9 protein-coding genes are annotated in these 15,548 nt (G+C 46.3%); 3 read left to right on the plus strand and 6 right to left on the minus strand.

Going from position 1 to position 15,548, the window contains the following annotated elements; all coding sequences use genetic code 11:
- The first annotated feature begins 1 nt into the window (after position 1).
- The gene (locus ACED48_RS14840; RefSeq protein WP_029626774.1) at positions 2–982 is read left to right on the plus strand and encodes an alpha-L-glutamate ligase-like protein; all 981 of its coding nucleotides are present in this window, start codon (positions 2–4) and stop codon (positions 980–982) included.
- A 113-nt stretch (positions 983–1,095) separates the two neighbouring features.
- Here ACED48_RS14840 and fdhF read toward each other — a convergent pair whose 3' ends face one another.
- The 5 genes from fdhF to cmoM all read right to left on the minus strand — a co-directional run bounded on the left by fdhF (position 1,096) and on the right by cmoM (position 13,113).
- On the minus strand, positions 1,096–5,325 hold the full coding sequence (gene fdhF, locus ACED48_RS14845; RefSeq protein ID WP_017055052.1) for a formate dehydrogenase subunit alpha: 4,230 nt from the start codon (positions 5,323–5,325) through the stop codon (positions 1,096–1,098).
- Between the two features lie 295 nt (positions 5,326–5,620).
- Positions 5,621–10,081 carry a chromosome partition protein MukB gene (gene mukB, locus ACED48_RS14850; RefSeq protein WP_017055051.1) on the minus strand — a complete coding sequence of 1,487 codons (4,461 nt, stop codon included), beginning with the start codon at positions 10,079–10,081 and terminating at the stop codon, positions 5,621–5,623.
- Positions 10,078–10,884, minus strand: coding sequence for a chromosome partition protein MukE (gene mukE, locus ACED48_RS14855; RefSeq protein WP_017055050.1), 807 nt, complete (start codon positions 10,882–10,884; stop codon positions 10,078–10,080). Before mukE ends, mukB begins: the two co-directional genes overlap by 4 nt.
- A complete protein-coding gene (gene mukF, locus ACED48_RS14860) occupies positions 10,865–12,202 on the minus strand; it encodes a chromosome partition protein MukF (protein WP_017055049.1) in 1,338 nt (445 codons plus the stop codon). The genes mukE and mukF overlap by 20 nt, the downstream gene beginning before the upstream one ends.
- 125 nt (positions 12,203–12,327) lie before the next feature.
- A complete protein-coding gene (cmoM, locus tag ACED48_RS14865) occupies positions 12,328–13,113 on the minus strand; it encodes a tRNA uridine 5-oxyacetic acid(34) methyltransferase CmoM (RefSeq protein WP_017055048.1) in 786 nt (261 codons plus the stop codon).
- Positions 13,114–13,228: 115 nt separating this feature from the next.
- Here cmoM and elyC point away from each other — a divergent pair, with 115 nt between their 5' ends.
- The gene (gene elyC / locus ACED48_RS14870) at positions 13,229–14,077 is read left to right on the plus strand and encodes an envelope biogenesis factor ElyC (protein WP_017055047.1); all 849 of its coding nucleotides are present in this window, start codon (positions 13,229–13,231) and stop codon (positions 14,075–14,077) included.
- 171 nt (positions 14,078–14,248) lie between these two features.
- Here the strand turns inward: elyC and torR are convergent, their stop codons facing one another.
- Entirely contained in the window at positions 14,249–14,962 is a 714-nt protein-coding gene (gene torR / locus ACED48_RS14875; protein WP_017055046.1) for a two-component system response regulator TorR, read from the minus strand.
- A gap of 255 nt (positions 14,963–15,217) precedes the next feature.
- On the opposite strand from torR, the gene torD reads away from it, so the two are divergent.
- Positions 15,218–15,548, plus strand: a 331-nt coding sequence (torD, locus tag ACED48_RS14880) for a molecular chaperone TorD (RefSeq protein ID WP_371726454.1), incomplete at its 3' end; no start/stop codon positions are given.

Genomic DNA, 15,548 nt, shown 5'->3' on the forward strand with positions numbered 1-15,548 from the left:
TATGTTTGATCAGTTTACTTCACCGTTTAGGTTGAAAGACAAAGGCATAATGGGAATGAACAAGCGTAACCATAGCTATATTGGTCGCTACAATGATCGTTCCAAGTATCCACTCGTTGATGACAAGCTTAAGACTAAGATCATTGCAGAACAGGCAGGCGCAACTGTACCGAAGTTGATTGGCGTTATTAGTCACCAAGCTGAAGTGAAAACAATCCACAAGATGGTTAAAGAGTGGCCGGGTTTCGTAATCAAGCCAGCTCAAGGTAGTGGTGGTAAAGGCATCCTTGTTGTGACATCTCACAAGGATGGCGTTTATACCAAGCCATCCGGTTCAACCATCAATGAAGAAGATGTAGAACGCCATATCAGTAACGCTCTAGCGGGCCTTTTCTCTCTGGGTGGCAAGAACGACGTAGCCGTAGTTGAAAACCTCATCAAGTTTGACGAGTGTTTCGATGGCTTTAGTTATGAAGGTGTGCCCGATGTACGAATCATCGTATTCAAAGGCTATCCTGTGATGGCTATGATGCGCCTTTCCACTTCTGCTTCTGACGGCAAGGCAAACTTACACCAAGGCGCTGTGGGGGTTGGTATTTGTATTGCTACCGGAAAAGCCGTCCGTGCGGTCCAGTTTGACCACCCTGTGACTCACCACCCAGATACCGGTAAAGAACTGGCGCTACTTCAAGTACCGCATTGGGAAAAGCTGCTAACTCTTGCATCAAGCGCTTGGGAAATGACAAGTCTTGGTTACATGGGTACTGACATGGTTTTAGACCAAGAAGAGGGCCCTATGGTACTGGAACTCAACGCTCGTCCTGGGTTAGCAATACAGATTGCAAACGGCGCGGGTTTGCTTCCTCGCTTACACCATATTGAAAACATAGGCACACCCGCCGAATACCCAAAAGCAGCAGAGCGCGTTGCATACGCCGCTAAGCAATTCGGTGTTCACGGTAACGAGATTGTTCCGAACTAAGCTATTTGCTGACTAGGTCACTTGATACCTAATTAGAGCTCAACAAAAAAGCCGCGTAACTCTCAGAGTTATGCGGCTTTTTAATGCCTGCCATCGTCACCTAGCTAATATGATTAAGCCTCTGTTACTTCACTCTCAGGCTCGCGAATAGGATCAATACGCACAGCCGCTACCTTAAACTCAGGGATCTTGGCATGCGGATCTGTCGCAGTGGTAGTCAAACGGTTAACCGGTGATTCTACGAAATGGAATGGAATAAACACCACGCCCATTTGCATTCGCTTAGTCACAAACGCTGCGATTTCGATTTCACCACGACGAGTTGATACTTTGATCACCTGACCATTCGAGATACCTAGCGCTTCAGCATCATGAACACTCACCATGGCACGGGGCCCTGCTAAGTTATCCAGCCCTTTGGTTTTACGTGTCATGGTTCCGGTGTGGAACTGCTCCAATACCCGCCCCGTTGTTAGCACTAATGGGAATTCTGAATCCGGCAGCTCTGCCGCATACCGAAACGGAATCGCTTCCATTTGACCACGCCCGCGAGTGAATTGGGTTTGGTGCATGATGCGAGTGCCGTCTGGGTTGTTCTTATTACTCGGCCACTGTACGCCATTAACCGTTATGTTCTCCCAACGTAAACCACCATACTGTGGCGTTACACGTGCTATCTCATTGGTAATGTCCGCAACCGAATCGTAGCTCCAACCACCGCCCATCGCATTAGCAAGCAACTGGATAATCACCCAATCCTCTTTCGCGTCACCTGGAGGTAGCACCGCTGGGTTAATACGCTGAACGCGTCGCTCAGTATTGGTAAAGTGACCTGACTTTTCAGCGAACGAGCAAGATGGCAGAACCACATCGGCATACTGCGCCGTTTCAGTTAAGAAGATATCTTGAACGACAAGGAAATCCAACGCTTCAAGCCCTTCAATCACGTGCGCTTGGTTTGGATCACTAAGCACTGGATTTTCGCCCATCACGTATAAACCACGTACATCTCGATTACACGCACCATCAATAATCTCGGTCAACGTTAACCCCGTTTCAGCAGGCAAATCAGCAACGCCCCACTCCATCGCGAACTTTTGGCGAACCATTGGGTTATACACTTTCTGATAGCCTGGCAGGTTGTTTGGCAATGCGCCCATGTCACATGCACCTTGAACATTGGATTGGCCACGCAGTGGGTTGATACCACCACCTTCAATACCGATGTTGCCACACAAGAGCTGCAGGTTAGCAATTGAGCGAACGTTATCGTGACCAGTAGTGTGTTGCGTAATGCCCATCGAGTAGTACACCGCTGTGCGCTCTGCAGTACCAATCAATCGTGCCATTGCGAAGATGTCTTCCGCTTTAACGCCAGTCACCAGCTCTACTTTGTCTAGTGAATAGCTTGGTGACATCACCTCTTGGAGCAAGGTATCAAAGCCATCGACACGATCTTCGATATACTCTTGGTCATACCAACCGTGTTTGATGATCTGTTGCATCACACCGTTAATCAGCATCACATCGGTACCCGGTCTGTGCGCTAAATAAAGCTCAGCATGGTCAGCAATATCGATTCTTTTAGGATCGGCGACAATCAAACGAGCACCGTTATGCCTCACAGCCTGTTTGATGTGTGAGCCGATAATTGGGTGCGCGGATGTAGTGTCTGAACCAATGATAAAGATAACATCTGAGTGTTTGATACTTGGGATATCATTAGTCATCGCCCCGCTGCCCAGCGAAGCTTCTAAACCTGTAACAGTCGAAGCATGACAAAGGCGCGCACAGTGATCGACGTTATTGGTGCCTAGCTCGCGACGTATAAATTTTTGGAACGCATAGTTATCTTCGTTGGTGGTTTTAGCCGACGAAAAACCCGCCAAAGCGTTACTGCCAAAGCCTTGCTTAATCGCGGTAAACTTCTCGGCAATAAGCTTGACTGCTTCATCCCAGCTTGCAGGTTGCAACCAGCCATCTTTACGAATTAGTGGTGTGGTTAAACGCGCATGACTGCCCACAAAGTCGAAGCCGAATCGTCCCTTAACACACAACATGCCTTCATTAACCGGTGAATCACCGCCCTCGATATAGCGGATTTTGTTTTTCTGCTCATCGATATGCATGGTTAGCTTACAGCCGACACCGCAATAAGTGCAGATGGTATCGACTTTCTTAAGTACGTCTGTGTCTCCCTGCTTTCTATCACGAGCATCGACCATTGCACCGGTCGGACACGCCTGAATACACGATCCACATTGAACGCAGTTTGAGTCGCCCATTAAGGTCTTGTCCGCACCAAAGTTAGGGCGACATTCAGGTCTTGGTGCAGGTTTGCCATCGGATTGATTCATAAAGCTTAAAACGCCATGGACATTCTGTTCTCGACACGCTTGGATACACTGGCCGCAACTGATACAGCGGTTGGCGTCAAAGATAATAAATTCTGAGCTATCATCGACTGAAAATTTTTGTCTTGTTAAACCGACCTTCGCTTCTTCTGCACGTATCGCCTGCCAGCTCTCATTCGAAGCCACATCGATTTTGTATTCTGGATGGGTTTGCGTTGCTTTGTATTCGGTCGAGTAGTCTCGTAGGTCGCAATCGGTATTAGCTTGGCAGCCACACTCTAAACATCTTGCAGCTTCAGCAATGGCATCGGCATTATCAAAGCCTGTTTCTACTTCCTCAAAACTTTGCTCGCGCTGCTCTGGGGTGAGCTCTGGCATGATTTTACGAGCCATGCGTTGTATCGACTGATATTGCTCAGGATCCACCGCTTTGAGCTGTTTGTGCTTTCTTGAGTTAAACGGTTTAGCCGGAATATTTTCCATATCACCATGGAAGAAGCGATCGATCGCTTGTGCAGCAATACGCCCATCCCCCACCGCTTCAACCGCGGTTGCAGGGCCGCGTCGGAAATCACCAATACTGAAAATATTTCCAGTTCCGGTATGCATGGTTCGCGGATCAGCGTCCGCAGTATTCCAACGCGTTAACGGGATTTCTAGTGACTCATTGTCCATAAAGCTAAGATCAGGCTTTTGCGACACGGCGGCAATCACAGTATCGAAAGCCTCAACAAAAAACTCACCCGTAGGTTTCGGGCTTCGTCGACCAGAGGCATCTGCAGGGCCAAGCGCCATACGTTCTAATCGAATCTCAGATACATGGCCATTTTCACCAGCCATATTCTCAGCCGGGTTAGTCAAGAAGTGAAACTTCACTCCTTCGTGTTCAGCTTCTTCAATTTCGTAGTCTTCCGCCGGCATCTCGTCTCGTGTTCGTCGATAAATTAGCGTGGTATCGGCCCCATCACGGACTGCTGTTCGAGCACAGTCAATCGCGGTATTACCACCGCCGATCACCGCGACTTTCTTACCCATAATGAAGTTTTTGTCAGTCACATAATCTTTCAGGTAATCGACACCCAAATAGCAGCCACTAAGGTCACTACCGGGATAATTCATCTCAACGGCTTGTGACGCACCCACTGCTAAGCAAACCGCATCAAAATCACGGCTAAGATCTGACAAGGTGAAATCAACACCAAGCTTCTTGTCGCACTCGACTGCCATTCCGTTACGACACATGAGCTCGATTTCTTTATCTAGAATCGACTTCGGTAGGCGATACTCAGGAATGCCATAACGCAACCAACCGCCAGCTTTAGGCATCGATTCGTAAACACTGACTTCATAACCTTCATTAGATAGGTAATAACCTGCTGTTAAGCCACCAGGGCCACTACCAACAATTGCAATACTCTTATCTTTGTTGGGTTTCTTCGCTGGCATGTAGCTCTCTTGAGCGGCCAGATCGGCATCGGCTGCATGTCGTTTTAGCTGACGAATCGCGATGGATTCATCGACCAAGTTACGACGACATTCAGTTTCACAGAAAGCAGGACACACACGACCAATTGAAAGCGGCATTGGTAATGTCTTTTTGATCACTTCAATCGCTTTGATGTGATCATTTTGCGCAATATGATGGAGGTAAGATTGGATATCGACACCCGCAGGGCAAGCGGTTTGGCACGGTGCTTCACAGTCAGCGTAGTGGTCTGCCATGATACGATTCAGCGCATCTTGTCGATGAGCCGTTAGCTGTTTAGATTGAGTGGTGATGTTCAAGCCATTGGCTACCTCAAGCTCACAAGAACGTGTCACGCCCATCCCATCCACTTCAACCACACACAAATCACACGGCACTTTGTCCGTTGTTTTGTTCAAACCACATAACGATGGAATCTCTAAACCACATGTTTTTGCTGCCTCAAGAACGGTTTGCCCTTGTTCAACGATTCGAAATTTTCCATCAATGACGATTTGAATCATACCTTAGTCCTACCTTTACCTTTCGCACACGCGGGTTATCAACAATTAAAAATATAAGCAATACAATATCGTTAACATTATTAGACTCATGGTATCACCATACATTATTTGTGGATTTGTACGTGTGACCTCAAACAAGTTCCATTGATAATAACCATAAGGTATGAGTGGTCTTATCAGTATCGATGAGAAGATTGAACTGGAGGCATTCAGTTGAAAAGAGTTAAATGTGAGGTACAAAAAAGCCCCTAATGGTTAGGGGCTTTGAACAAATATCATTGGGCCATTATTGAACTTACTGCTCAGCTTCCTCGATAAGCTCTTGAACCGGAGATGCTGGTTTATTTTGCGCAAAACCACGCAGGCCAACAACATGCACGTGTTCGTGGTCTTTGAAGACCTTACGTACCAATTTATAGGTTGTGCCTTTTTCTGGGCTAATGTTCTCTGGGGCTGCAATCAAAAGTTGCATGCCTAGACGATCACAAAGCTCAAACAGTGTTGAGATAGATTTTGCATCCAAACGTGCTGCCTCATCAAGGAACAACAAGCGACATGGGACGATATCTTTACTACGAAGTCGACGAGACTCCTCTTCCCAACTTTGGATAACCATCAACAGAATGGATTGACCCGTACCGATAGCTTCACCCGTAGAAAGTGCGCCCGATTCAGCTTGTAACCAACCGTCTGAACCACGGTTAACTTCTACACTTAACTCTAGGTAGTTACGGTAATCCAGTAACTCTTCACCCAGAACCTGTGGAGAGCGTTGACCCATATCGATATGTGGGTTAACACGTTGGAACAGCTTCGCCATTGCTTCTGAGAAGGTAAAGCGAGTGCTTTCAAACAGGTCTTTATGTTGCTCTTGCTGGGTAGCGAGGCCGGACAATAAGATCTCGTGGCTTTCACGGATCTTAACGTTCAGACGTACGCCCTTAACCTGACCAAAGTAAATATTAGACAAGCCTTGGTTCAGCATGCGGATACGGTTCTGCTCACGCTGAATCGTCTTCTTAATGATGCTAGCTACCGACTCAGAGCTGATCGCTAGGCGATTTTCACGCTGCGTCAGTTCTTCTGTTAGACGAGCCAGTTCAACTTCCATCTCTTCGATTGCTTCAACCGGATCATCGGTATGAATGATGTCTTGGCGAATACGCTCACGAAGGTGTTGGTAAACCGCAATATAGAACAGAACCTTACGCTCTGGATGAGCATTGTCTTCAGATAGGCGTAGCGAATCGCGTAGGTCTTCATTGTCAGCCACCGCCAAACGTAGCGCACCCAGTGATTTATCCGACATTGAGCGAAGTTCGCCTGCCGTTAGGTATGCCAATTCACGCTTGTGGAGACGACGCTCAACATCATTCTCACGGGCTAAACGAAGTACTGAACACCAACCTGCTTTCGCTGCAACCACGAAGGTACGAAGCTCTGAATACTCTTTCTGTACTTTCTTAAGACGCTTAGCCAGTGCTTTCATCTCAAGTTCGGTTGACGTAATCGTACGCTCGTATTCGCTCTTACGGCTACGAGAGGTGTGCAAACGCTCTTGAAGCTCATCACGACGACGTACAGCACGCTCTTCAGAGCCTTCATCAGCGTTTACACCGAACTCTTGAAGCTCTTGCTTAAACTCTTGAACCGTTTCTTGCTTCGCTTGATGCGAGCTCTTCAGTGCAGCCAATACTTGGTTGTACTGGTTCATCTGTTCACGAGCTTGCTTCAAGCCATCACGGCCTTTGGTTCTCGCTTGCTCTGCTTGAACCAATTTCGCTTTAAGCTGCTCGCTCAGTTCACTGCTCTTATTAAGTAAATCAACAGAATCTGCGTAAGCAAAGTAGTGACGACGCTCAATCAAATCAGACAGTGCGAATACTTTGCCTTTTAGAGCTTGTAGCGCTTTATCAGCTTGTTGATATTCCGCTTCTAGCGCTTCAAATTGCTCAGGGTCTGCATCTAATGCAGAAACAACCTGCTCCAATGAATTAAGTGCTTTACCGTGATTGTTCAAGAAAGACTTCGCTTCACTCAAACGCTCAAGTTGTACTTCTAGTTCAGCAAGGCGTTCAGCTAAGGTTTCGTCTTCTAAAATACGCACCATAGGCGCGAGTTTGTCTAGCGCACCAAGTGCTTGCTTGCTTTGTAAAAGTTGGCTGCGTTGCTGCTGTTCTTTAGAATCCAACTCAGCCAAAGAACGAACAATTTGACTACGCTTATCACGAATAGACGCTAGAGCCTGTTCAGGATCGGCGTTGAATGCAACGTGCAGGTGTCTCGCAACAAAGCTGTTGAATGCTTGGTATAAGCGATTCAGTTTTTGTGCATCAAATGCTGCTTTCGCGTGGTTCTCAACAACCACATCACGCTCTTCACGTAATTTCTCTAAGCGTTGTTCACGAGCCGCACGGCCAAACAACGGGATCTCAGGGAAGCGAGAGTAACGCATTTGGCGATCATTAAGCTGAACACATACAGCGCCCTCTAACTCATCGGCATTGAATGAGCTGTCATCAAACGCATCGACATCGCCTTCTAGGATGTAAAGATCTTCTGGACAGTCATCAAGGTCCACCAACTTCTCTTTAATACCACTGAGATCAGACACCACAATCGCATGACGAGCTGGGCCGTACATCGCACTGAAGTAAGGAGCATCGCCAATCGTGATATCGTCGTAGATCTCAGAAAGCAGCACGCCTCCAAGCATATCCGCCAGGCCTTTCAGTCGACGATCGTTAGAACCACCCGGTGAAGCTAAGCGTTCAATCTCTTGATCAAGTTCAGCACGACGAGTTGCCAATCGCTCTTTCGCGGCCGCTTGAGATTTCTCATCTTCAAGTACTTGCTGCATGTGAGTCATCACTGCTTGGCTATCTTCGAGCTCAGCTTCGGTTTGCCCTCTTAACGCTTCAAGAGCATCGTTTGCCGTTATCCACGCAGGAGCAATGGACTCAAGCTTTTGAATCTCTTGATCGTGGTTTTGTTGCACACGACGTTGCTCACTCTTCGCTTCACGCAGCTCTTCTTGAGCGTACTCAAGCGTTTCGATCTGCATTGCATGACGTTCGCGTTCTTCGTCGAAAACCGCTTCGTCAGTCAGTGAGATGTTATGTTGCTTTTGATATTCAGTCGCAAGCTCTTTTGCTTGACGTTGTTGTGCCACGTCACGAGCCATGTCGCGGTGCTGAGCACGCCACTGTTGTTCATTTTCAACAACATGTTTTGCGTTACGGCCTTTTTCTAACGCCTGCTTAGCACTGTAGGATGCTTCTTTACGCTCTACGTCACCAACAATGCTTTTAACCAAAGATAACGCTTTGTCGAACTGTGCAGACGCAGCAGATGACATGTCTAGCTTATGCTTAGTAGACAGTAGCGTTTGCGTGCTTGATTCTTGTTGGGCTTTTAGCTCAGAAACCAGAGTTAATGCACTTTCTGCGGTAATAGATTCATCACCAAGTAACTGCTTCGTTTTCTCTAATGCTTGAACCGCTTGTTGGTATTGCAATGCACGAGTTTGTTGAACATCCAAAGCTTGTTGATAGTCAGCCAACTGAGTTTTCAGGCTATCCACTTCTTCTTCAGTAATGTTAGCCTGTTCTTCAGCAAGAAGTACTCGCTCTTGGGCTTCTTCAACCACCATCATCTGCTCTTCTAGACGCTCATTAAGCTCTTCTAGATCTTCGCTGTAGCGGGCAATTTTCTCTTGCTGACGAAGTGCAGTTTGAACCAGTTGAAGATGATCTGAAGCCGCTTGATAATCTTGCTCTAGCGCAGACTCTTGATCGACCAGCAGTTCAAGTTCTTCTTGAACACGATTCAGCAGGTTGTTTTGATCAAGCAAGGTTTCGCGAGAACCAAACAGTTCACCACGGAGCTTCATGGTTTGATCTAGCTTGTTACGACGATCGTTGGCATGGCGCATGTAATCTGCTGCCACATAGTTCGTTGATTCAGTGATCAAATGCTTGAACAAGTCACGATCCGACTGCGTTGTCTTGATCGCTTCTAGCGTCATGCGGTTTTCGCGTAATGCTGATTCCATATCTTGGAATGCTTTCTTCACACCGCCGTTTTGCGGCAGAAGGTAATCACGCAGAGAGCGCGTAATCGCACTAGAGATACCACCATAAAGTGATGCCTCAATTAAGCGGTAGAACTTAGAGCGATCACTGCTGTTACGCAGTTTCTTAGGAACGACACCGTACTCAAACATCTGTGAGTGGTAATCAACAATCGAAGAGAAGGCTTTGAAGTGTGCACCTTCGTATTGTGCAACTGCAGCTTTCACATCGTTCAACTGACACACACGAGCGTGACTGTCTGAAACGTTCTGAATCAGTACATCCGTTGGTTTCACATGGCTTGGAAGACCTTGGATAACGAACGGCTTGATATCGACTTTCTTATCACGACCCGCGACTTGCTGCAGTTTTACTGCAAACAGTAGGCGTTGATTGCGAGAATTCACAACGTCTAGCGCCGCATAACATGCGCCAGGTTGAAGCTTACCGTAAAGGCCTTTATCACGAGACGACTGTGAGCTGCCCGCTTCCGTCGTGTTACGGAAATGCAGAAGGCTTTGGTCGGGGATAAGTGCAGTGATGAATGCCGCCATTGTGGTCGACTTACCTGCACCGTTACCGCCAGAAAGTGTTGTAACCAATCCATCAATATCAAAAGTACGAGCAAAGAAGCCGTTCCAGTTGACCATGGTTAATGATTGATATTTACCTCTTTCAATCATGCTTCACCTTCTACTTTTGTTTGTTCGCCATCATTTGACTCAAGGTCAAAGTCAGCTTGATCGTTAAAAATGTCTTGTTGACCGTTTTCGTCTACGTCTGCATCTACTTCTGATGTGGCTTCCGCTTGTTCTTCATTCAACAAGCTACCTTGGTTAGGCTCTTGAGTATGCACCACAGCCTCACCATCACGGATAAGACGTAATTGCGCTTCTTTCATATCATCACCAACACGTACGTCAGCGCCAAAGCGGAATACCGCTTCGCTAATACGGAACTTGCCGGTTTCACCAATCGCAATCAGCATGCCGATACGGCGTAAACGACGCAAAGAAGTACGTACTTTTTCAAAGAGCTTTTCTTTGTCTAAGTCAGAGCCAGAGGCACGATTGGTTGCTAGCTTCATGAGTTTTTTCTCATCCGCTAACGCCATTAGCTCTTCAAACAACTCTTGGTTGTTGAAAATGCCTTCGTGCGCTAAACGTTCTGGGCTTAGGTACAAGAAGCACAATACCTTGCCAACCAACATGTCTAGTTCAGACAACACACTACGACCAATGAGAGACGTAGAACGCGGACGCAAGTAAAAGAAGCCTTCCGGTGCTTTCACAAGCTCGGTGTTGTAGCGTTGATAAAAATGCTGAAGCTCAACTTCAAAATCAGAAAGTAACGCGTGGTTATCTAGATCTTCTGTTGAAATATGCTTACCTGAACGCAGCATACTGTCTAGCGCAGGAAACAGCGGGTTCGCTATCGCTTTTACCAGTTTCTCTGGCATGTAATCATCAGTACTTGTTAATGACATTTGCTTGTACCTTTGCACCGAAATCGTTGATTGCCTGCCAATCTGGCTGAATAGCCTGATAGTCAGACTCTGAGTAACCTAAGCGCACGGCTTGGTCGACAACAATTCTGGCTAAATCAAAATGGTGTGTGCGAGGGTGTGCAGCGAGGTAGTCGCGTAGCACAAGGCCAAGATCAATTGGCGCGCCTTGCTGTTTGTGAGCTTTTAACATCTCTGCAATTCGATCTGAAAGCAGGTCATTCACTTGCTCAAATTCTTCGTACTCTACGTCGATTGGTGCTTGTCCCATCACTTCGTCATCACGAAGCACAAGCGCTTCATCACGAAGGTCCGTCAGCTTCTCAGCGTCGGCGTAGGTCAATAACCACGGCGCATCAAAGTAGTCAGTGACTGACTGACGCAAGCGCTGGCTAAAGGCACGGTTTTTATCCATATCAATCGCGGTACGAATAAACTTGTGAACGTGGCGGTCGTAGCCGATCCATAAGTCGATCGCTTGTTGGCCCCAACTTGTGATTCGGTCGAGCTTCATCTGCAAGCCAAACAGGGTTTCGCCAACGAACTCGAGTTCATCATCACCGTAAACAATTTCTTGAATATCGAGGATCTGTGTTTGCAGTTCATCACCCGCCGCTTGCAAGGTGTCTTGCAACTCTTTTAGCGTGGACGAGGTTTCTGATAGCAAGGTTTCACAGTTGTTAATCGCCTCTCGCCAATCTTTGTTTAAAAGGTCGGCAATTTGCTGCTTAACGGTTTGCTGCTGCTCATCCATAACACGTTGGTTAAGATCGATCTGATCGAAAATCTCACCAACAGAATACTTGAGCACACCGTAAACGTTCTTTCTCCAATGTCCTGGAGTTCCACCTTTTTGCGCTGCTTCAATAGCTTTTGCCATCTCATCTGCAACCATCGAAAGTTGAATCGACAGTTTTAACTTAGAGAATTGACGGTGACGTAAGTAATAATCTGAAATTCCGATCGCAAGTGGAGAAAGACGATAAATACTTGCACCGTCGGTGATCTCACTAGTAAACCGGCTAATCAACTTCTGTTTAACCAACTCATTGATGGCGTTGTTGGCACGAAACGCAGACGCTTCGCCAGTATCTTCAAACAGTCGAGTGACGATGGTAAATGCATCGTGCAATTCACCCTCGCCCAACTCTTCATCGAACCTTTCATTGCTTAGTACTGCGATAGCAATCAAAAATGCTAAGCGCTCTGGTGGCAAGTTTAATGAAAAATCATGCTGCTTGACCCAGCCCACCAACTCATCAATTGGCTGCTCTTCGGCAGTTTGAGTCATTTCACTCATTGTGGTTCCTGTTACTGTTCTTTGTCATATCGAACATGTTATATATGACGCCTATTTCTTTATGACGCGGGCTTCTTACGATCGCATAGCGCATCTTGTGGCTTCTTTTACCACATTCACCGCTGTTATTGCGCAGGTTTTTGAGCCCAAACGTGAATATAACGGCCTAGCGACAGATATGGCTCTTGGCGACATAGCTGTTTTTCCAGTTCCAATACATCTTCAAATTGGTAATCGCCCATGTACTCCATATTACCTATGTAGTCACTGAAAGAGCGAATGCCTGATTTACCACAGATTTCTAGACCAGCGTCTTCTATCCATTGATAAACCTCTTCCGGCTTCAAGCCTTTTTGTGGTTGCAGCTTAAACCGTTTTCGATGTGGCATCCCATTCAATACATGAGGAATGTTGCCACAAATCACATTTTTCAGGACTAATCCGTGGTGGTTGTAAAACATTATCGAGGCAACGCCACCCGGTTTAACTTGTTCAAGCAATAAATCAAGCGCCTCTTTAGGATCGGCTAGCCACTCCATGACCGCGTGAAACATCACAAAATCGACTTTCTCATCGAGATGTTCTGCGACTTTTTGTACCGGTGAATGAATAAATCGATATTGCTCTAGCAAACCCGCTTCGCTGATACTTTCTTCGGCGAGTTTAAGCATCTCAGATGAGAGATCGCATAAAGACACGTTATGTCCAAGTGCGGCAATTTTTTGCGACACCTGTGCAAGTCCCCCTCCAGCATCAAGCACATGCAACGGTGAAGATGAATGCTCAAATTTGCTCAAAGCTTGCTCTAAATCTTCCCATACAATGACTTGACGGATCTCTCCTTTGTCAGAGCCGTAAATATTTTTTGCAAATTTGTGGGCAATATCGTCGAAATTACGGTCTTCAGTCACGGCTACTTGAGTTATTATGTCCTATCGTGCCTGCTATTCTGTCACAGGAATTTCAGGAATAAAGAGGCGATGTCTCTTTTTACTACTAAGTGATGTTTTTTCGGACTATTCGGATATGTTTGAGCTGAAAAAAGTAGTGTCTTCGTTACTGATGCCACTGCCAGCAATGTTAATTCTCGCCTTTCTGGGTTTAGCCCTAGTGATGTTTACTATCAACAGGAAGACGGGTTGCCTAATTACCCTTTCAGCCCTCTGTGGTATTTTCCTAATCGCTTTCCAGCCAGTTTCTAGCCAACTTTTAATGCCAATGGAAAGGCAACACACCGCTTTTTTACCCGTCGACGATACCGTCGATTACGTGATGGTGCTTGGAAGTGGTCACGTCGTAGACGACCAAATCCCGCCTACATCAGAGCTTAGCCGCACCGGTTTGATGCGTTTGAGTGAAGGAATTCGTATTCTACGTCTTTATCCTGGTGCCAAACTCATTTTGTCTGGTTACGGGGGAGGCACTGAAGTGAGCAATGCCAGAATGATGGCTAAGGTTGCCTTGGCCCTCGGCGTAGCAAAACCAGACATCATTTTGCTTGAGACAGCAAAAGATACCTGGGAAGAAGCCCGCCAAGCTGCTGCGTTTGTTAAGCACAAGAGAATGGTATTGGTGACTTCTGCAAGTCATATGACTCGTGCATTGAATGAGTTCAATGCTGCAGGTATGGATCCATTACCTGCACCCACAAACTATCTTGCACAAGAAGGGATTGTTGAGCCTTGGAATAAGTACATGCCTAAGGCGCTCTACCTTGAGCAAACCGAGCGTTACTGGCACGAGACTATGGGATTGGTTTGGCAAAACCTACGTGACTGGCTAGACACCAGTAGGGACATTTCAGAAGAACCGGTTGTTGTCCCTGAAGCTTCTAGCTTAGCTGAGGAAGACAGTGAAGTTTCTGCAGCACAGTAAGCTCAGTCCAGCCTGAAAACTCAGCCTGTTGAGCAGATAGAACAGCAAAGAAATTTATAGGTCCTTAGCTCGCTTGCAATAATCGTTAAGTAATAAAAAGCCGAGACATCAAATGATGTCTCGGCTTTTTTCCTTCAAATATCGTTACTGACGATAAGTCCCCAAAGGGTATTAGTCACCAGCGAACATATAACCTTCACCGTGAACCGTCACAAAAATCTGTGGATTCTTAGGGTCGAACTCCATCTTTGCACGCATACGACGGATTAGTACGTCGATAGTACGGTCATTAGGTGCGTCCACTCGGTGGCTAATCATATTCAGAATACGTTCGCGGCTTAATACTTGATTAGGGTAAGAAGACAAAGCCACTAGCAGTTCGTATTCTGCTTTGGTCAGTTTCACCGGTTCGCCGTTTTTGCTTAACGCGCGACGAGGGATATCAAATGTCCACTCACCAAAACGAACCACGGACTCATCTGATGTTTCTTCGACTGCGCCCGCTGCTGTTTTACGAGCAGCAGCAATACGCCAAAGTAAGTTTTTAACTCGAACCAATAACTCGCGAAGTTCGAAAGGTTTAGTAACATAATCGTCTGCCCCCATTTCTAGGCCTACGATTTTGTCGATGCTATCCGTGCGTCCAGTAACTAAAATAATTCCAATGTCTGATTGACTGCGTAATTCGCGAGTTAGCATCAATCCATCTTCGCCTGGCAAGTTGATGTCCAGCATAATGAGGTCCACGTTGTTATCTTCTAACACGCTTCTCATTTGAGCGCCGCTTTCTGCTTCGCTCACTGTGTAACCTTCGTTCTGGAAGTATCCAACCAATTTACTGCGGGTTACCACATCATCTTCTACGACTAATACGTGATAGCTCATCTACACCACTTTTCTTATTTAATAGTTTCAATGACTATTCTATTCATAACTAGTAACAATTCTAGTGGTGCAGAAGATAAAAGCCAGAAACATGGATTTTTCTTGATACAAGACAATCTTAAACCTTGCTATTTATCGTCCATAACAATTCAATATGGGCATTACCACTAACGAGTAACTTTGCGCTTAGCAAATATCACGGTTAGTTAGACTGAGTACCCCGGGTATACGAAAGACGATATTAGGATCAATCCAATGAAAGATACAAAAGCGTTCAACGAACAAAGAGCAGAAATCTACTGGTGGTTATCAAGCTTATTCGCTAAAGAACTCACTCAAGAAGAACTCGATCACTACCACTCTGTTGACATTCGTTCTTTCCTAACTGGTTTAGGCGAAAATGAAACACTAAAGCCAGCGATTGATAAGTTAGTGGACGCGCTGAACCGCCTACAAACACGTGAAGATGCTCAGCTAGAACTGTCTGCAGACTTTTGTGACCTTTTCTTAAAAACAGATAAACATGGCGCCCTTCCATACGCTTCTATGTATATCGGCGAAACTGGCCTTTTGAATGATAAGCCAG

Origin of the sequence: Vibrio sp. 5S239 (assembly GCF_041439575.1) — a bacterium.
GTDB classification, from domain to species: Bacteria; Pseudomonadota; Gammaproteobacteria; order Enterobacterales; family Vibrionaceae; genus Vibrio; species Vibrio kanaloae.

Coding starts and splice junctions, on each gene's coding strand:
- fdhF (WP_017055052.1), bottom strand. CDS start 5,325: ATGATTCAAATCGTCATTGATGGAAAATTTCGAATCGTTGAACAAGGG.
- mukF (WP_017055049.1), bottom strand. CDS start 12,202: ATGAGTGAAATGACTCAAACTGCCGAAGAGCAGCCAATTGATGAGTTG.
- elyC (WP_017055047.1), top strand. CDS start 13,229: ATGTTTGAGCTGAAAAAAGTAGTGTCTTCGTTACTGATGCCACTGCCA.
- torR (WP_017055046.1), bottom strand. CDS start 14,962: ATGAGCTATCACGTATTAGTCGTAGAAGATGATGTGGTAACCCGCAGT.
- mukE (WP_017055050.1), bottom strand. CDS start 10,884: ATGTCATTAACAAGTACTGATGATTACATGCCAGAGAAACTGGTAAAA.
- ACED48_RS14840 (WP_029626774.1), top strand. CDS start 2: ATGTTTGATCAGTTTACTTCACCGTTTAGGTTGAAAGACAAAGGCATA.
- mukB (WP_017055051.1), bottom strand. CDS start 10,081: ATGATTGAAAGAGGTAAATATCAATCATTAACCATGGTCAACTGGAAC.